Here is a 14,540-nt window from a genome sequence, read left to right as displayed (position 1 = left end):
TCGTGTGGTCGGGGCCGTCAGGCCAGCGCCCAGGCCACGTCCCTGAGCAGGGCCTGCCGCCAGCCCGCGCGGTCGTGCCCCGACGCGGACCGGGAGACCCGTACGGTCGCACCGGCCTGTTCCGTCAGCGCCTCCACCAGCTCGCAGTGGGGGCGCATGCGCGTCTCGTGCTCGCCCAGGTCGAAGGCGATCCGCAGTCCGGACGGGGCGGGGCGCTCGCGCAGCCGGGCCGCGATGGCGCCGCCGCGCGGACCGCCCAGCGGGTCCGGGAGGCCGGAGGCCTCCGGGGTCCACCAGAAGGACCCCGACTGGCAGGCGACCCGGGACACCAGCTCCGGGAACTCCGTCGCCGCGTACAGCGCGCTCAGACCGCCCAGGCTCTGCCCGGCGACCACCAGCCGGCCGAGATCCGCGGGCACCCCGCTGTCCGCGACCAGCGGCAGCAGTTCGTCCCGTACGGCCTCCCACAGCTCGGGCCGGCAACCGAACTCCGCCTGCCGGTCCTTGACGGGCAGGAACACCAGGGTGGCCGGGGGCATGTCGCCGGCTTCGAAGGCGGCGTCGAAGGCCGTCATGGCCGGGTGGAGGTACAGCCAGTCGTCCCCGTCGAGCAGCAGCACCACCGGGCCGCCGCCGCCCACGGGGTGGACCCGTACGGTGCGCTTCCCGCCGAGCCGTTCGCTCGCCCAGCGGATCCGGGTGCGCGGCAGGGGCAGTACGTCGTCGGCGCCCACGGTGGGCCAGTAGGGCTGGGGCGGAGCGTCCGGGGTGGCCACGATGGAGCGTTCGCCGCCGGCCCGCAGGGGGTTGAGGGGATCGGGGTACGACGATCCGTCATCGGCGAGGAACCGGTAGGTCACCCGGAGCCGCGCGGGCATGCGCACTTCGGCGTACCAGCAGTCCGTGTCGCGCCAGCGGAGCAGCGCCACCGGATCCGACCAGCTTTCGAAATCGATGACCGTCGGGCTGCCGCGCCACAGGAACAGGGTGACCCAACCGCCGTCACCGGAAGGCGCGGACACGGGAGCCGCGGCCGCCCAGAACTCATCGGTGCCGGGCGCGTTGGGCAGGCCGAACGCGGCGAAGGGGCTCTCCGAGCCGTCCTCGGCCAGGATCCGTTCGAGTGCAGGCACCGGTGCCTCCTTGTGAGGGGGAAGGGGAAACGTTAAGCTCTATAATTAGGGGAGCCTAACCTAAGTGAACGGCTCTCTTCATTCCTGATCGACCTTCCCCACGGGCACGGCGCCCGCGGCCGGACCGGGCGCGACGCGCGCCGCACACCGGCGCCACCCGCCGTCCCATCGGGCTCCTGGAGGAACCCCAGTATGAGCACCAACCCGTTCGACGACGCCGACGGCCGTTTCCTGGTTCTGGTGAACGACGAGGGTCAGCACTCCCTCTGGCCGTCTTTCGCCGACGCCCCCGGTGGATGGACGGTCGCCCTCGCCGAGACCACCCGCGACGCGTGCCTGGAGTTCATCGAGTCGAGCTGGACCGACCTCCGCCCCAAGTCCCTCGCGGCGGCCGTCGAAGCCTGACCGGGACGGCCCCGGACGCGCCGCGCTCGCGGCCCGTCCGGGGCCGCCGTGTGTCCCTAGGGGGACCAAGTGGTTAGGTTAGGCTAAGCTAACCACGTTGCGTTGCATGGGACCGCGCGCACGGCATCAGGGGGAGGGGATCGTCATGGGTCTGCCGGCCATCGGCTCCTACGCCATGCCCGACCGGGCCGACCTGCCCCCGTCCAGCGCGTCTTGGGCCATCGACCCGGGCCGCGCCGCGCTACTGGTCCACGACATGCAGAACCACTTCGTGGGGGAACTCCCGACGGACCGGTCCCCGGTCGTGGAACTCGTGGAGAACATCTCGGCTCTGCGCGCCCTCGCCACGGCACTCGGGATACCGGTCGTGTTCACCGCCGAGCCCGCCGCCCAGTCGCCCGGCCGGCGCGGCCTCGCCGCGGACGTCTGGGGGCCGGGCATCGGCGACGACGGGACCGACGCCGCCGCGATCGTCCCGCCGCTCACCCCGCGCCCCGGCGAGCGCGTGCTGGCCAACGTCCGCCACAACGCCTTCCTCCACAGCCACCTGGGGAGACTGCTGCGTTCGGAGGGGCGCGACCAGCTCATCGTCTGCGGGATCCACGCCCACCTCGGCGTCCTCCTGACGGCCGCGGACGCCTTCATGAACGACATCCAGCCCTTCGTGGTCGCCGACGCCATCGCCGACTTCTCCGCCGAGGAACACGCGATGGCCCTGCGCTGGGCCGCCCGCAGCGCGGTGGTGTGCACGACCGGGACCCTGCTCCGCGAGCTGCTGCTCGCCGGAGGGTCCCCGGACGTGCGCAAGGATGCCTGAGTCCACCCCTTCGGCGCCCGACCGCGGGTCCGGCCCGCACCGGCCGCGCGCCCAACGAACCGAGAGAGAGCGGAAGAACATGACCGTACGGGTCGCGGTGGCCGGTGCCAGCGGCTACGCCGGCGGGGAGCTGCTCCGCCTGCTGAGCTCGCACCCCGGCGTGGAGATCGGTGCGTTGACCGCGCACAGCAGCGCGGGGCGTCCGCTGGGGTCCGTACAGCCCCAGCTCCCGGAGTTCGCCGACCGGATCCTTCTGGACACCTCCGCCGCGTCCCTGCGCGGGCACGACGTGGTGTTCCTCGCGCTGCCCCACGGCCAATCCGCCGCTCTGGCAGCCGAGTTGGAGCCCGGGACGCTGGTGGTGGACTGCGGGGCCGACTTCCGGCTGCGGGACCCGGCCGCCTGGGAGCGGTTCTACGGCACCGCCCACGCCGGCACCTGGCCGTACGGACTGCCGGAACTGCCCGGCGCGCGCACGGAGTTGAAAGGTGCCACCCGGGTCGCCGTTCCCGGCTGCTACCCCACGGCCGTCACCCTGGCCCTGTTCCCCGCCTACGCGGCGCACCTGGTCGAGCCCGAGGCCGTCATCGTCGCCGCCAGCGGAACCTCCGGCGCCGGACGCGCGCTCAAGACGCAGCTCCTCGGCTCCGAAGTCATGGGCTCCATGAGCCCGTACGGAGTCGGCGGCGGCCACCGGCACACCCCGGAGATCGCCCAGAACCTGTCCCGCGCGGCCGGCGCGCCCGTGACCGTCTCCTTCACGCCCACCCTGGCGCCCATGCCCCGCGGCATCCTCGCCACCTGCTCGGCCCGTCTGAGCCCGGCGGCCGAGACGCTCGCGGAGGAGGAGGTGCGCGCCGTGTTCGAAGCCGCGTACGCCGACCAGCCGTTCGTACGGCTGCTGCCGCCCGGCCGGTGGCCCACCACCGCGGCCGTCCTCGGCTCGAACACCGCCCAGGTGCAGATCGCCGTGGACCCCGACGCCCGCAGGCTGATCTGCGTGAGCGCCATCGACAACCTGACGAAGGGCACCGCCGGTGGCGCGGTGCAGAGCATGAACATAGCCCTCGGCCTGCCGGAACGGCTGGGCCTGCCCATGAATGGAGTGGCTCCGTGAGTGTGACCGCCGCCCGCGGATTCCTTGCCGGCGCCGTGCGCGCCGGCATCAAGGAGTCCGGTGACCCGGACCTGGCCCTGGTGGTGAACCGGGGGCCGTCGCGCGCCGCCGCCGGTGTCTTCACCTCGAACCGCGTACAGGCCGCGCCCGTACGCTGGTCCCGCCGCGTACTCGCCGACGGCCGGATCTCCGCCGTCGTCCTCAACTCCGGTGGCGCGAACGCCTGTACGGGCCCCGGAGGCGCGGAAGACACCCGGGCGACGGCGGAGCACACCGCGCTGGCCGTGGACACCGCCGCCGACGAGGTCGCGGTGTGCTCCACCGGCCTCATCGGTGTCCGGCTGCCGATGGACCGGGTGACGGCCGGCATCGCCGCCGCCGCGGACCGGCTGTCGTCCGAGGGCGGCGAGGAGGCGGCCGTCGCGATCAAGACGACGGACTCCGTCCACAAGACGGCGGTGGCAACCGGCCCCGGCTGGACGGTGGGGGGCATGGCGAAGGGCGCCGGGATGCTCGCCCCGGGCCTCGCCACCATGCTGGTGGTCCTGACCACCGACGCCGAAGCGAGCGCCGACGTACTCGACGCGGCGCTGCGCGAGGCGGTGAACACCACCTTCGACCGGGTGGACTCGGACGGCTGCATGTCCACCAACGACACCGTGCTGCTGCTCGCCTCGGGCAGCTCGGGCATCACGCCCGAGCGGGCGGAACTCACCGCGGCCGTCCACGCCGTGTGCCGGGACCTGGCGCTCCAGTTGGTGGCGGACGCCGAGGGCGCCTCCAAGGAGATCGAGGTGTCCGTGGTCGGCGCGGCCTCCGAGGCGGACGCCGTGGAGGTGGGCCGCTCGGTGGCCCGCAACAACCTCCTCAAGTGCGCGCTGCACGGCGAGGACCCGAACTGGGGCCGGGTGCTGTCGGCGATCGGCACGACCTCGGCCGTCTTCGACCCGGACCGGCTGGACGTGGCGATCAACGGCGTCTGGGTGTGCCGGGACGGCGCCGGGGGAGAGTCGCGGGACAAGGTCGACCTGTCCGGCCGCCGCATCGCCATCACCGTGGACCTGCGCTCCGGCGACTCCTCGGCCGCGATCTGGACCAACGACCTGACGGCCGAGTACGTGCACGAGAACAGCGCCTACAGCTCGTGAACGGGGCCGAGATGACGATGGAGACGACGCGGGCGCGGACGCAGGCGGATCCGCAGGTGGATCCGCAGGCGCGGGCACAGGCGCAGGCGCGGACGCCGGCCACCGTGCCGGCCCCCCGGGACCTGCCCTGGCTGGAGCAGCTCCAAGGCCGCACGGTCGTCGTCAAGTTCGGCGGCAACGCCATGGTGGACCCGTCCACGCAGCGGACGTTCGCCCAGGACGTCGTGGAACTGTGGCACGCGGGCCTGCGACCCGTCGTCGTCCACGGCGGCGGGCCGCAGATCAGCGCACTGCTCGACCGGCTCGGCCTGGAGGTCCGCTTCGAGGCCGGGCTGCGGGTGACCACGCCGGAGACGATGGACGTCGTGCGCATGGTGCTCACCGGTCAGGTCCAGCGCGAACTGGTCGGGGCCATCAACGCCCACGGGCCGTTCGCCGTGGGCCTGTCGGGCGAGGACGCCCACACGATGACCGCGGTACGGCGCCCGGCCTGGGTGGACGGCCGGCCGGTCGACATCGGCCAGGTCGGCGACATCGTCGACGTGGACGGCAGTGCGATCGCCGCACTGCTCGACCAGGGCCGCATCCCCGTCGTCTCGCCCGTCGCGCGAGGCGAGGACGGCCAGGTCTACAACGTCAACGCCGACCTCGCGGCCTCGGCCCTGGCCGTCGCCCTCGGGGCCGACCGGCTCGTGGTGATGACCGACGTCGAGGGACTGTACGCGGACTGGCCGCACAGCACCGAGGTGATCGAGCGCCTCACGGCCGGCGAACTGGACGCCCTGCTCCCGGAGCTCGCCAGCGGCATGCTCCCCAAGATGGAGGGCTGCCTGCGCGCCGTACGGGCCGGCGTCGCCCGGGCGCAGGTCATCGACGGCCGGACGCCGCACGCGCTGCTGCGCGGAGTCCTCACCGAGGACGGACCCGGCACCACGGTGGTGCCGGACGACGAGCCCGGCCCGCAGGGCCCGGGCGGCGAGGGGGACGGCGCGTGACCGCCGACCGTACGACGATGCCGCTCGCCGACCGCACGACGACGGCCCCGCTCACCGACCGCTGGCGCGCGGTGATGATGGACACCTACGGCACCCCCGCCCTGGCCCTGGTCAGGGGCGAGGGCAGCACGGTCTGGGACGAGGACGGCCGCGCGTACACGGACTTCACCGGCGGGATCGCCGTCAACGCCCTCGGCCACGCCCACCCGGCCCTGGTCGCGGCCGTCCAGGAGCAGGTCGCCCGGCTCGGCCACGTGTCGAACCTGTTCGTCTCGGAGCCGGCCGTCGCGCTGGCGGAACGGCTCCTGGCCCTGCTGGACAGGCCGGGCCGGGTGTTCTTCGCCAACTCGGGCGCGGAGGCGGTCGAGGCCGCCTTCAAGATCGCCCGCCGGACCGGCCGCCCGCACCTCGTGGCCACGGAGGGCGGGTTCCACGGGCGCACCATGGGGGCCCTGGCCCTCACCGGCCAGCCGCCCAAGCAAGCCCCCTTCCTGCCCCTGCCCGGGGAGGTCACGCACGTGCCCTACGGGGACACGGAGGCGCTCCGCGCAGCGGTCACGGAGCAGACGGCCGCGGTCGTGCTCGAACCCCTGCAGGGCGAGGCCGGAGTGGTCCCGGCGCCGCCGGGCTACCTGCGGGCGGCCCGCGAGATCACCCGCGCCACCGGAACCCTGCTCGTCCTCGACGAGGTGCAGACCGGGATCGGCCGCACCGGCCACTGGTTCGCGCACCAGGCGGAGCCGGGAGCCGAGCCCGACGTGATCACCCTGGCCAAGGGGCTGGGCGGCGGCCTGCCGATCGGCGCCACGGTCGCCTTCGGCGCCGCCGCCGGACTGCTGACCCCCGGTCAGCACGGCTCCACCTTCGGCGGCAACCCGGTCGCGTGCGCGGCCGGGCTCGCGGTCCTGGAGACCATCGGGAAGGAAGGGCTGCTGGCCCATGCCGCGCGGGTGGGGGAGCGGCTGCGGCTCGGCGTCGAGGCCCTGCACCACCCCCTGGTCCGTGAAGTGCGGGGCGCCGGACTGCTCCTGGGCATCGCCCTCGCCGAGCCGGTCGCCGGGCGGGTCCAGCGGGCCGCGCAGGACGCCGGGTTCCTCGTGAACGCGGCGGGTGCGGACGTCGTACGGCTGGCTCCGGCACTGACACTGCCGCAGGAGCGGGCCGACGCCCTGCTGGCGGCGCTGCCCGCGATCCTCGAAGCCGCGTAGGCCCGGCCGGAGGTACGGCGAAGGGGCGGGTTCCACCAGGGACCCGCCCCTTCGCCGTACGAGGCCGTCTACAGGGCGCGGGCCAGGACCCGTGCTCCCCGGGCGGGGTCCAGGGACTGAGCCCAGTCGGCCGGCGCCAGGCTCGGGGAGGCCGGGCGGAACCCGTGGCCGAGGAAGAGGCGGCCGCTGCCGGTCGTGGCCGTGAACAGCGTGGCCAGGGAGCGCGTGCGGGCCCTGGCGAGCGCCGCCTGCAGCAGGCGGGCGCCCATCCCCGTGCCCTGCCGGTGGGCCGCGACGCAGAAGTTGTACAGCACGCCGTCGGCGGCGGAGTGTTCGCGCAGGCCGAGGCAGCCCTCGAGGGTTCCGTCGGGCGCCTGCGCGACGAGGAAGTCGCTCGTGCGGGAGAGGTAGAGCGAGAGCGGGCGTTCGCGCAGCGCCCCGGCCCGGGCGAACGGACGGGAGAGGGCGGCGAGCGCCGGACCGTCGTCCCGGCGGGCCGGGCGCACCGTGAACTCGGGGACCTCGTGCCACCGGGGGGCGGGTGCGTGTGCGTGGGTGTGGGCGCGGGGCGTCGAAGTGGCGTGCGCGGCGGCAGGGGGCAGCGTGGCCGTGGTCAAGGTGTTCCTTCCTCGGTTCCGCCGTGTGCGGGTACGGGGGCGGGGCCTCCCGGCGGAACGATCGAGGTAAGGTTAGCCTTACCTAGCCATCGAGGCCAAGTCGCCCCGTACGGACGGCGCGTGCGGCCACGTATCCGGGAAAGGCGGGCACATCGGCGACGGTCCATCCCGGCGGAGCCGAGGGGGCGGCGCCGGTCCCCACGTAGGTCAGGGCCGGGTTCCCGCCGAGGCCGATCCCGACTCCCTTGAGGTAGGCCTCCTTCCGGGACCAGCAGCGGGCCACCGCGGCGGGGCGCTCGCCGGCCGGCAGCGCCGACAGCTCGGCACGCTCGGCGGGATGGAGCACCTCCGTCAGTTCGGAGGCGACCTGGGCCGCCAGCGCGGGGGCCGGCCGCCGCTCGACGTCCACACCGACCGGGCCGTCCGCGAAGGCCAGCAGCACGGCGTCGCCCGCGTGGGACAGCGAGAAGTGCAGCGGTACGCCGACCACCGCGGGCCGGCCGTGCGGCCCGCCGCAGCCGGGGCACGGCTCGCGGAAGAACCGCACCCGCGCCGGATCCCGTCCGAGCCGGTCGCCGAGCAACTGCCGCAGCACGACGTGGGCGACCCGGTACTGGTCACGGTCGCCGGCGCGCCTGAGCCCCTGGAGCCGGGCCCGCTCGCCGTCGTCGAGTATCCCCTCCACCTCCCGCGCCCGATCGGCGTACAGGCTCACGCGCACGGCCCACAGCCCCGGTCCGGGAGAGCTGAGCCAGGGCCGAGCCGGGGCGTCGGGGCCGACGTCGAGATCCAGGTCGGCCGCGGCCGTCATCCGCACGGGCGGCCGGGGTAGTCGTCGCCCTCCGGGGCTCCGGCCTCGCGCATCCGGCACAGGACCTCCCCGAGAAGGGTGTCGTCCACGTCGACGGGCATGTTGAACTCCCGGTCGAAGACGAAGGAGTCACCCGCGCCCGCGTGCCAGATCACCCAGCGCGGCGGCGTCTCGGCCACCTCCCACAGCGGGGAGAACCGTTCCAGGACGTTCGTTTGACCGATCACAGCGCTGCTCACAACTTTCCTTTGTCCGTAGCTTCGTTTCCGTCGACCCAGGTCGCCACGACCTCGATGCCGCTGATCCGGGAGGGGTCGACGGATCGCGGGTCGTCGCCCAGGACGACCAGGTCGGCCCGCTTCCCCGGGGTGAGGCTGCCGGCGCGGTCGTCCCACCGGCAGGCGTACGCGCCGGCGACCGTGTAGGCGTGCAGCGCCTCCTCGACCGTGACCGCCTCGTCCGGCCCGATCGGCCGGCCCGAGGCGGAGGTGCGCTCGACCATGAACTGGATCGCCCGCAGCGGGGCCCCGTCGGTGACCGGCCGGTCGGAACTCCCCACGAGGGTCACCCCGTGGTCCAGGAACCCGCGCCCCCGGTACATCCAGGGAGCCCGCTCCTCACCCATCACGTCCGCGTAGTCGTCCCCGAAGGAGTGGAGGAAGGCCGGCTGGACGACCGCGCTGACGCCCAGGCGGGCGAAGCGCGGGAGCTGGTCGGGGCGGATCAGCCCGGCGTGCTCGATCCGGTGCCGCGCGTCCGGCCGGGGCCGCAGCCGCTGGGCCTCTTCCAGCGCGTCGAGCGCGAGGTCGGCGGCGCGGTCCCCGATGGCGTGGACGGCGAGCTGCCAGCCCCCGAGGTGACCGTCGACGATCAGCCGGGTGAGGCGGTCGGGATCGTCCTGGAGCTGACCGGTGTGGTCCGTGCCCGCGTACGGGGCCGTGAGCGCGGCCGTACGGGCCATCATCCCGCCGTCGGTGTAGATCTTGAGCGCGCCCAGCGAGAGCCAGTCGTCCCCGAACCCGGTACGCATGCCCAGGTCCAGAGCCCGGGGAATGCCGTCCTCCCGGTGCACCTCGCGCGGCCGCAACGTATCGCCCGCGGGCATGAGCTGCACCCGCAGGGGCAGCCTCCCCTGGTCCCGCAGCAGTTGGTAGGAGCCGAGCTCCACCGGGCTGTGCCCGAGCAGCCCGCCCCCGATGCCCGCCTCGGCGACCGCCGTCACGCCCTCGGCGAGGCAGGTCCGGGCCGCGCGCTCGACGGCATCGGCGATCTCGTCCTGCCCGTACGGCAGCCGCAGCCGCCGCGCGGCGGTCATGGCCGCCTCGGCGAGGAAGCCGTCCTGATGCGGAACCCCGTCGGGCAGCATGCGCAGCACCGCGCTGTTGACCACACACGCGTGTCCCGAGTCGTGCATCAGGAACACCTTGCGCCCGTGGCTGACCGCGTCCAGCTCGGCGGCGGTCAGATGCCGCCCGAGCGCCCGCTGGTCGTACCCCATGACATCGACCCAGGCCCCGTCCCCACCCGCCGAGCGAGCCACGGCCCCGGCCACCACCGCCAGCACGTCCTCGACCCGCTCGCACGGGGCGACGCTCGGGGTGCTCTGCTTCAGCCCGGTCCAGGCCAGGTGCACATGGCTGTCGATGAACCCGGGCAGCACGGTGGCCCCCCGCAGATCGACGACCTCCCGGGCGGGCAACGAGGCGACGTCCTCGTCGAACCCCACGATCCGCCCCCGCCAGATCCCCACCACCCGGGCGACGGGCCGACCCGGGTCCATGGTGAGGATGTTCGCGTTGATCAGCCTCGAACACAGCATGGGCGGTCCAACTCCCCGTGGCGGCAACGCGTATGTACACGAGTCGGAATGCGCGCCAAGGGCCGCCACATCCGACTTAGGTAAGCCTAACCGTATGGCCGACGGCTGGTCAATGTCGCCTACCCTTCGCGAACCGACGGGGGAGCGGGGGAACCGATGCAGGACAGGCGGTACGACCAACGGGTCCTGGTGCTGGTCGAGGTGCGAGGCGGGCAGCGCGACTGGGACGAGGCGGAACGGGCCTTCGGTGAACGGGACTGGCCGGTCGTCACCTCGTTCGCACGGGGCGAGGAGCCCTCATTGGGTGTGCTGAGGGAAGACCCCTCGGCCAGGCTGTACTCCGTCGAAGTGCGATTCTTCGGAGCCCGAAACCGGCGTACGGGGCGGGCCGCGGCCTGGCAGGTGGAGCGCCTGGCGCGGGTGAAGCGGCTGGAGATGTACGCCCGGCGCTGCGAGCCGATGGACCGGGACAGGGAGCAGCTGACCGTCTGGTGGGCGCACGGCGTCGCCCACCGGCCGCCCCGCGTACCCGAGCCGAGGCCCTCGACGCCGATGGCGAAGCTGCGGCGCGCGGCGGCGGTGGCCCGTGCGCGCTTCACGGAGCGGCGCGGCCACCACGACACCGGCATGGTGGTGACGGGTACGGCGTCGGAGGCCCGCCGCATCTCCCGCATGGACCTGCCCGGCGGGTCCGCCGCAGGCCCCGCCACCGATGTGCGCCCGAGCTCGGGCCGGGAGCGCGGCCACATCGTGCCGCGCCGCGAGGAGGACTTCCACCGCAGGGCCTACCGCCTCGTGGCCTGGCTGTTCGCCATGACCTTCTGCGCCGTGGTCGCCCGGCAGCAGGACGGCGTACGGACATGGGTGTGGGGCTGCGCGGCGATTCTGTGCCTCCTCGTGGCGGCGAGGTTGGCTCACGGCATGTTCGCGTCCGGAGGGCGTGGCGGGAGCCTCGTCCTGTGCGCTGCGGTGGCCGCGTACATCCTGGCGTCCGCCCTGGGGGCGGACATGGGTGACAGCAGGGGCTGGACCCCCCTGCAGATGCTGGCGGTCCTCGCCGTCGCGGCGACGGCGGGAGGCATCTGGCTCCTGGTCCGGCGGTGGACCTGGTCCGAATGGATCACCTGCGCGGCGCCTCTGGCCTTCGCGGCCGTCGCGTCCCTCGTGGTGTCCTCCGGGTCGGTGCTGCACGCGATGTACGCCGATGGCCTCGACCTGACGCCCGAAGACCTCGACGTGCCCGCGATCTGGCAGGCCACATCCGCGGTGAAGCTCCTGAGCCTGCTGAGCTTCGCCCTCTTCGTGCCGGCCCTGTGGGGCATCGCGAAGCACGTGCACGCGCCGTTCGTCAGCCCGGCCGAGCGGCTCGGCGGCGTGCTGTACGCGGTCGCCCAGCTCGTGGTGGTGGTGGTGTGCCTGCTGGGTGCGCTGGAGTCGGCGGGCGACGCGGTCAAGCACCTCCGCGCGGCGGCGGCCCGGAAGGCGGAACTGCCCTCGTACTTCGGGGTGGAGCCGGAGTGGACCTGCGTCGAGCCCACCGTCCCCGCGGCGAAGCTCGGCACGCGGGGCGGCGTCCTGCGCCCCGAGCGCCCGTACGTCTCCTTCGGGGAGGCCGGCGGGACGGTCTCGTTGTGGGACGAGGCCGCGGGGAAGTCCGTACAGATGCCGGCCGAGCAAGTGCGCCTCGTGCCCGTGGCCGACGGGACGGTCCGGTGCACCTTCTCGTACGCGAGCCTGCCCAAGGGCGACTGATCCCGGTCGTCAGACCGGCAGGCCCGTCGGTTCCTTGATGCGTTTCATGATGATCTGGGAGTTGACCTCCGTGACGCCCGACAGGGCCGTGAGCTTTTCGATCCAGAGGCGTTCGTACGCGCGGAGGTCCGCCACCGCGATGCGCAGGAGGCAGCCGGGGCTGCCGAAGAGGCGGTAGGCCTCGATGATGTCGGGAATGTCCTGGAGGGCGGCTTCGAAGGCTTCCACGGCTTCGCGGTCGCGGCGGACCTCCACGGAGACCAGGACCTCGAAGCCGCGGCCCACGGCTTCGGGGGAGATCACCGCGCGGTAGCCCTGGATGATCCCTTCCTCTTCGAGCTGGCGGACCCGCCGCATGCAGGGGGAGGGGGTGAGGCCCACGCGCTGGGCCAGCTCCTGGTTGCTGAGCCGGCCGTCCGCCTGAAGCTCGCGCAAGATTTCTTTGTCGATCGCGTCCATGGCGCAATTATCACGCATGTTTTATTGCGGGGGTGGGTGAGATAGCAATCGCGTTGCGCGTAGATCGGCCTACCATTGCCGTTTGTAGAAAATCTGTACGGGCCGTTTCGGACTGTGTGAGGGAAGGGTCGGAGCCATGGGACGCATCGTCGTCATCAGTACGGGCGGGACGATAGCCAGCCGCTGGCAGGGTTCCGGTTTCGCGGCCGATGCCGACGGCGCGGAGGTCATGGCCACCGCGCCGCTGCCCGAGGGCGTGAGCGTCGAGGTCGTCGATCTGTTCAGTGTGAACAGCCCTCGGCTGACCACCGCGCACCAGCTGACCCTGCTGCGGACCGTGCACGAGGTGCTCGCCGACCCGGGTGTGGACGGGGTCGTGGTCACGCACGGCACGGACACGCTGGAGGAGTCGGCGTTCCTGGTGGATCTTCATCATCATGATGAGCGGTCGGTTGTCTTCACCGGCTCGCAGCGGCCCATGGGGGCGGCGGACGGGGACGGTCCGGGGAATCTCTACGATGCCCTGCTGACCGCGTCGAAGACGCGCGGGCTCGGCGTCCTGATCACGTTCGCGGGGCGGGTGCACGCGGCCCGGGGGACCGTGAAGGCGCAGGCGGTGGCGCTCGACGCGTTCGCCGACCCGTCGAAGGAACTGTTGGGGAAGGTCGGATTCGGCAAGGTCACCGTGCTGCGGACGCCGGTGCGGCCGGAGCCGTTGCCGTTGCCGGCGATGCCGGAGGACCCGGAAGGGCCGCCGCGGGTGGACGTCGTGGTGCACCACGTGAGTGGTGACGCGGTGCTGCTGAACGCCGCGGTGGCGGCGGGGGCGCGGGGGATCGTGCTGGTCGGGACCGGCGCGGGGAACGCGACGCCGGAGGTCGTCGACGCGGTGAAGGCGGCCGTCGCGGACGGCGTGCTGGTGGCGCTGACCACGCGGGTCGCGGCCGGGCCGGTGACGGAGATCTACACGCACGGGGGTGCGGTGGACCTGGTCGCCGCCGGGGCCGTGCCGACGGGGACGCTGCGGGCGCCGCAGGCGCGGGTCGCGGTGCTCGCGGCGTTGCTCTCCGAGGGAGACGCGCAGGAGCGGGTGCAGGTGCTCCGGCGGGTGCTGGCCAGCGGCGGGTCCGTGCTGGTCGCCGCCTGACCTGGTCGCCGCCTGCCCCCGGTCGCCGCCCGACCTGATGGCCGCCTGACCTGGTCGCCGCCCGACCCCGGTGTCCGGCGAGCGGCCCTCCCGGTGCACGTGTCCCGGGAGGGCCGCCCCCTCAGGAGTCGGTGAACGCCGACAGCAGGCGGTCCGCTGCCAGGGTGGGGGTCAGGGTGCCTGCCCGGACCTGTGATTCCAGGGCCGGGGCCAGGTCCCGTACTGCCGGGTTCGAGCGGAGGCGTTCCAGGAGTTCGTCGCGGACCATCGACCAGGTCCACTCCACCTGCTGGGCCGCGCGCTTCGACGCCAGCCGGCCGCCCGCTTCCAGGAGCCGGCGGTGCTGTTCCAGGCGGTTCCAGACCTCCTCCAGGCCCGTGGATTCCCGGGCGCTGCACGTCAGGACCGGCGGGGTCCACGCGGCGTCGGCCGGGTGCATCAGGCGCAGGGCGCTGGAGAGTTCGCGCGCCGCCGACTTCGCGTCGCGCTCGTGCGGGCCGTCCGCCTTGTTGACGGCGAGGACGTCGGCCAGTTCCAGGACGCCCTTCTTGATGCCCTGGAGGCCGTCGCCCGTGCGGGCGAGGGAGAGCAGGAGGAAGGAGTCGACCATGCCGGCGACCGTCGTCTCCGACTGGCCGACGCCCACCGTCTCGACCAGGACCACGTCGTAGCCCGCCGCCTCCATCACGATGATCGATTCCCGCGTCGCCTTCGCCACCCCGCCCAGCGTGCCCGCCGAGGGCGACGGGCGGACGAAGGCCGCGGGGTCCACGGAGAGGCGTTCCATGCGGGTCTTGTCGCCCAGGATGGAGCCGCCCGTACGGGTGGAGGACGGGTCGACGGCCAGGACCGCCACCCGGTGGCCCAAGCCGGTCAGCAGCGTGCCGAAGGCGTCGATGAAGGTGGACTTCCCGACGCCCGGGACCCCGCTGATGCCGATCCGGCGCGCCCGCCCCGCGTGGGGCAGGAGTTCCGTCAACAGGCTCTGGGCCAGGGTCCGGTGTGCGGGCAGGGTGGACTCGACGAGGGTGATCGCGCGCGCGATGAACGCGCGCTTCCCGTCGAGTACGCCCTTCGTGTAGGCGGGGATGTCGATCCGGGGCGGCACGGCG

15 protein-coding genes are annotated in these 14,540 nt (G+C 73.6%); 8 read left to right on the top strand and 7 right to left on the bottom strand.

Going from position 1 to position 14,540, the window contains the following annotated elements; genetic code table 11:
* Positions 1 to 17 precede the first annotated feature (17 nt).
* Positions 18 to 1,133, bottom strand: a complete 1,116-nt coding sequence (locus ACFYYB_RS30270) for an alpha/beta hydrolase-fold protein (protein ID WP_389439137.1) — start codon at positions 1,131 to 1,133, stop codon at positions 18 to 20.
* A gap of 192 nt (positions 1,134 to 1,325) precedes the next feature.
* Here ACFYYB_RS30270 and ACFYYB_RS30265 point away from each other — a divergent pair, with 192 nt between their 5' ends.
* The 6 genes from ACFYYB_RS30265 to ACFYYB_RS30240 all read left to right on the top strand — a co-directional run bounded on the left by ACFYYB_RS30265 (position 1,326) and on the right by ACFYYB_RS30240 (position 6,823).
* The gene (locus tag ACFYYB_RS30265; RefSeq protein WP_389439135.1) at positions 1,326 to 1,538 is read left to right on the top strand and encodes an MbtH family protein; all 213 of its coding nucleotides are present in this window, start codon (positions 1,326 to 1,328) and stop codon (positions 1,536 to 1,538) included.
* 145 nt (positions 1,539 to 1,683) lie between these two features.
* Complete coding sequence (locus ACFYYB_RS30260; protein WP_389439133.1) at positions 1,684 to 2,355, top strand: isochorismatase family protein; 672 nt, start codon at positions 1,684 to 1,686, stop codon at positions 2,353 to 2,355.
* A 79-nt stretch (positions 2,356 to 2,434) separates the two neighbouring features.
* On the top strand, positions 2,435 to 3,472 hold the full coding sequence (gene argC / locus ACFYYB_RS30255; protein WP_389439131.1) for an N-acetyl-gamma-glutamyl-phosphate reductase: 1,038 nt from the start codon (positions 2,435 to 2,437) through the stop codon (positions 3,470 to 3,472).
* Positions 3,469 to 4,620 carry a bifunctional glutamate N-acetyltransferase/amino-acid acetyltransferase ArgJ gene (argJ, locus tag ACFYYB_RS30250; protein WP_389439129.1) on the top strand — a complete coding sequence of 384 codons (1,152 nt, stop codon included), beginning with the start codon at positions 3,469 to 3,471 and terminating at the stop codon, positions 4,618 to 4,620. The genes argC and argJ overlap by 4 nt, the downstream gene beginning before the upstream one ends.
* 11 nt (positions 4,621 to 4,631) lie before the next feature.
* Complete coding sequence (argB, locus tag ACFYYB_RS30245; protein ID WP_389439127.1) at positions 4,632 to 5,615, top strand: acetylglutamate kinase; 984 nt, start codon at positions 4,632 to 4,634, stop codon at positions 5,613 to 5,615.
* Positions 5,616 to 5,632: 17 nt separating this feature from the next.
* Positions 5,633 to 6,823, top strand: a complete 1,191-nt coding sequence (locus tag ACFYYB_RS30240; protein WP_389439452.1) for an acetylornithine transaminase — start codon at positions 5,633 to 5,635, stop codon at positions 6,821 to 6,823.
* A 68-nt stretch (positions 6,824 to 6,891) separates the two neighbouring features.
* Here ACFYYB_RS30240 and ACFYYB_RS30235 read toward each other — a convergent pair whose 3' ends face one another.
* From ACFYYB_RS30235 to ACFYYB_RS30220, 4 genes are all read right to left on the bottom strand, one after another.
* Entirely contained in the window at positions 6,892 to 7,440 is a 549-nt protein-coding gene (locus ACFYYB_RS30235; RefSeq protein WP_389439125.1) for a GNAT family N-acetyltransferase, read from the bottom strand.
* Between the two features lie 82 nt (positions 7,441 to 7,522).
* Positions 7,523 to 8,251, bottom strand: a complete 729-nt coding sequence (locus ACFYYB_RS30230) for a 4'-phosphopantetheinyl transferase family protein (RefSeq protein ID WP_389439450.1) — start codon at positions 8,249 to 8,251, stop codon at positions 7,523 to 7,525.
* Positions 8,248 to 8,490, bottom strand: a complete 243-nt coding sequence (locus ACFYYB_RS30225) for a hypothetical protein (RefSeq protein WP_389439123.1) — start codon at positions 8,488 to 8,490, stop codon at positions 8,248 to 8,250. Before ACFYYB_RS30225 ends, ACFYYB_RS30230 begins: the two co-directional genes overlap by 4 nt.
* Positions 8,487 to 10,070 carry an amidohydrolase gene (locus tag ACFYYB_RS30220; RefSeq protein ID WP_389439121.1) on the bottom strand — a complete coding sequence of 528 codons (1,584 nt, stop codon included), beginning with the start codon at positions 10,068 to 10,070 and terminating at the stop codon, positions 8,487 to 8,489. Before ACFYYB_RS30220 ends, ACFYYB_RS30225 begins: the two co-directional genes overlap by 4 nt.
* A 156-nt stretch (positions 10,071 to 10,226) precedes the next feature.
* Between ACFYYB_RS30220 and ACFYYB_RS30215 the strand changes: the two genes are divergently transcribed.
* The gene (locus ACFYYB_RS30215; protein WP_389439119.1) at positions 10,227 to 11,822 is read left to right on the top strand and encodes an NnrS multi-domain protein; all 1,596 of its coding nucleotides are present in this window, start codon (positions 10,227 to 10,229) and stop codon (positions 11,820 to 11,822) included.
* 9 nt (positions 11,823 to 11,831) lie between these two features.
* On the opposite strand, the gene ACFYYB_RS30210 is transcribed toward ACFYYB_RS30215, so the two are convergent.
* Complete coding sequence (locus ACFYYB_RS30210) at positions 11,832 to 12,281, bottom strand: Lrp/AsnC family transcriptional regulator (protein ID WP_327303958.1); 450 nt, start codon at positions 12,279 to 12,281, stop codon at positions 11,832 to 11,834.
* A gap of 136 nt (positions 12,282 to 12,417) precedes the next feature.
* Here ACFYYB_RS30210 and ACFYYB_RS30205 point away from each other — a divergent pair, with 136 nt between their 5' ends.
* Positions 12,418 to 13,428 carry an asparaginase gene (locus ACFYYB_RS30205; protein ID WP_389439116.1) on the top strand — a complete coding sequence of 337 codons (1,011 nt, stop codon included), beginning with the start codon at positions 12,418 to 12,420 and terminating at the stop codon, positions 13,426 to 13,428.
* Between the two features lie 121 nt (positions 13,429 to 13,549).
* Here ACFYYB_RS30205 and meaB read toward each other — a convergent pair whose 3' ends face one another.
* On the bottom strand, positions 13,550 to 14,536 hold the full coding sequence (gene meaB, locus ACFYYB_RS30200; protein ID WP_389439114.1) for a methylmalonyl Co-A mutase-associated GTPase MeaB: 987 nt from the start codon (positions 14,534 to 14,536) through the stop codon (positions 13,550 to 13,552).
* Between the last annotated feature and the right edge of the window lie 4 nt (positions 14,537 to 14,540).

This window comes from Streptomyces sp. NPDC002886 (assembly GCF_042888445.1).
In the GTDB taxonomy this organism is placed as follows: Bacteria; Actinomycetota; Actinomycetes; order Streptomycetales; family Streptomycetaceae; genus Streptomyces.
Note: the sequence above shows the minus strand (reverse complement) of the source record. Positions and strands in the feature narration are given on the sequence as shown.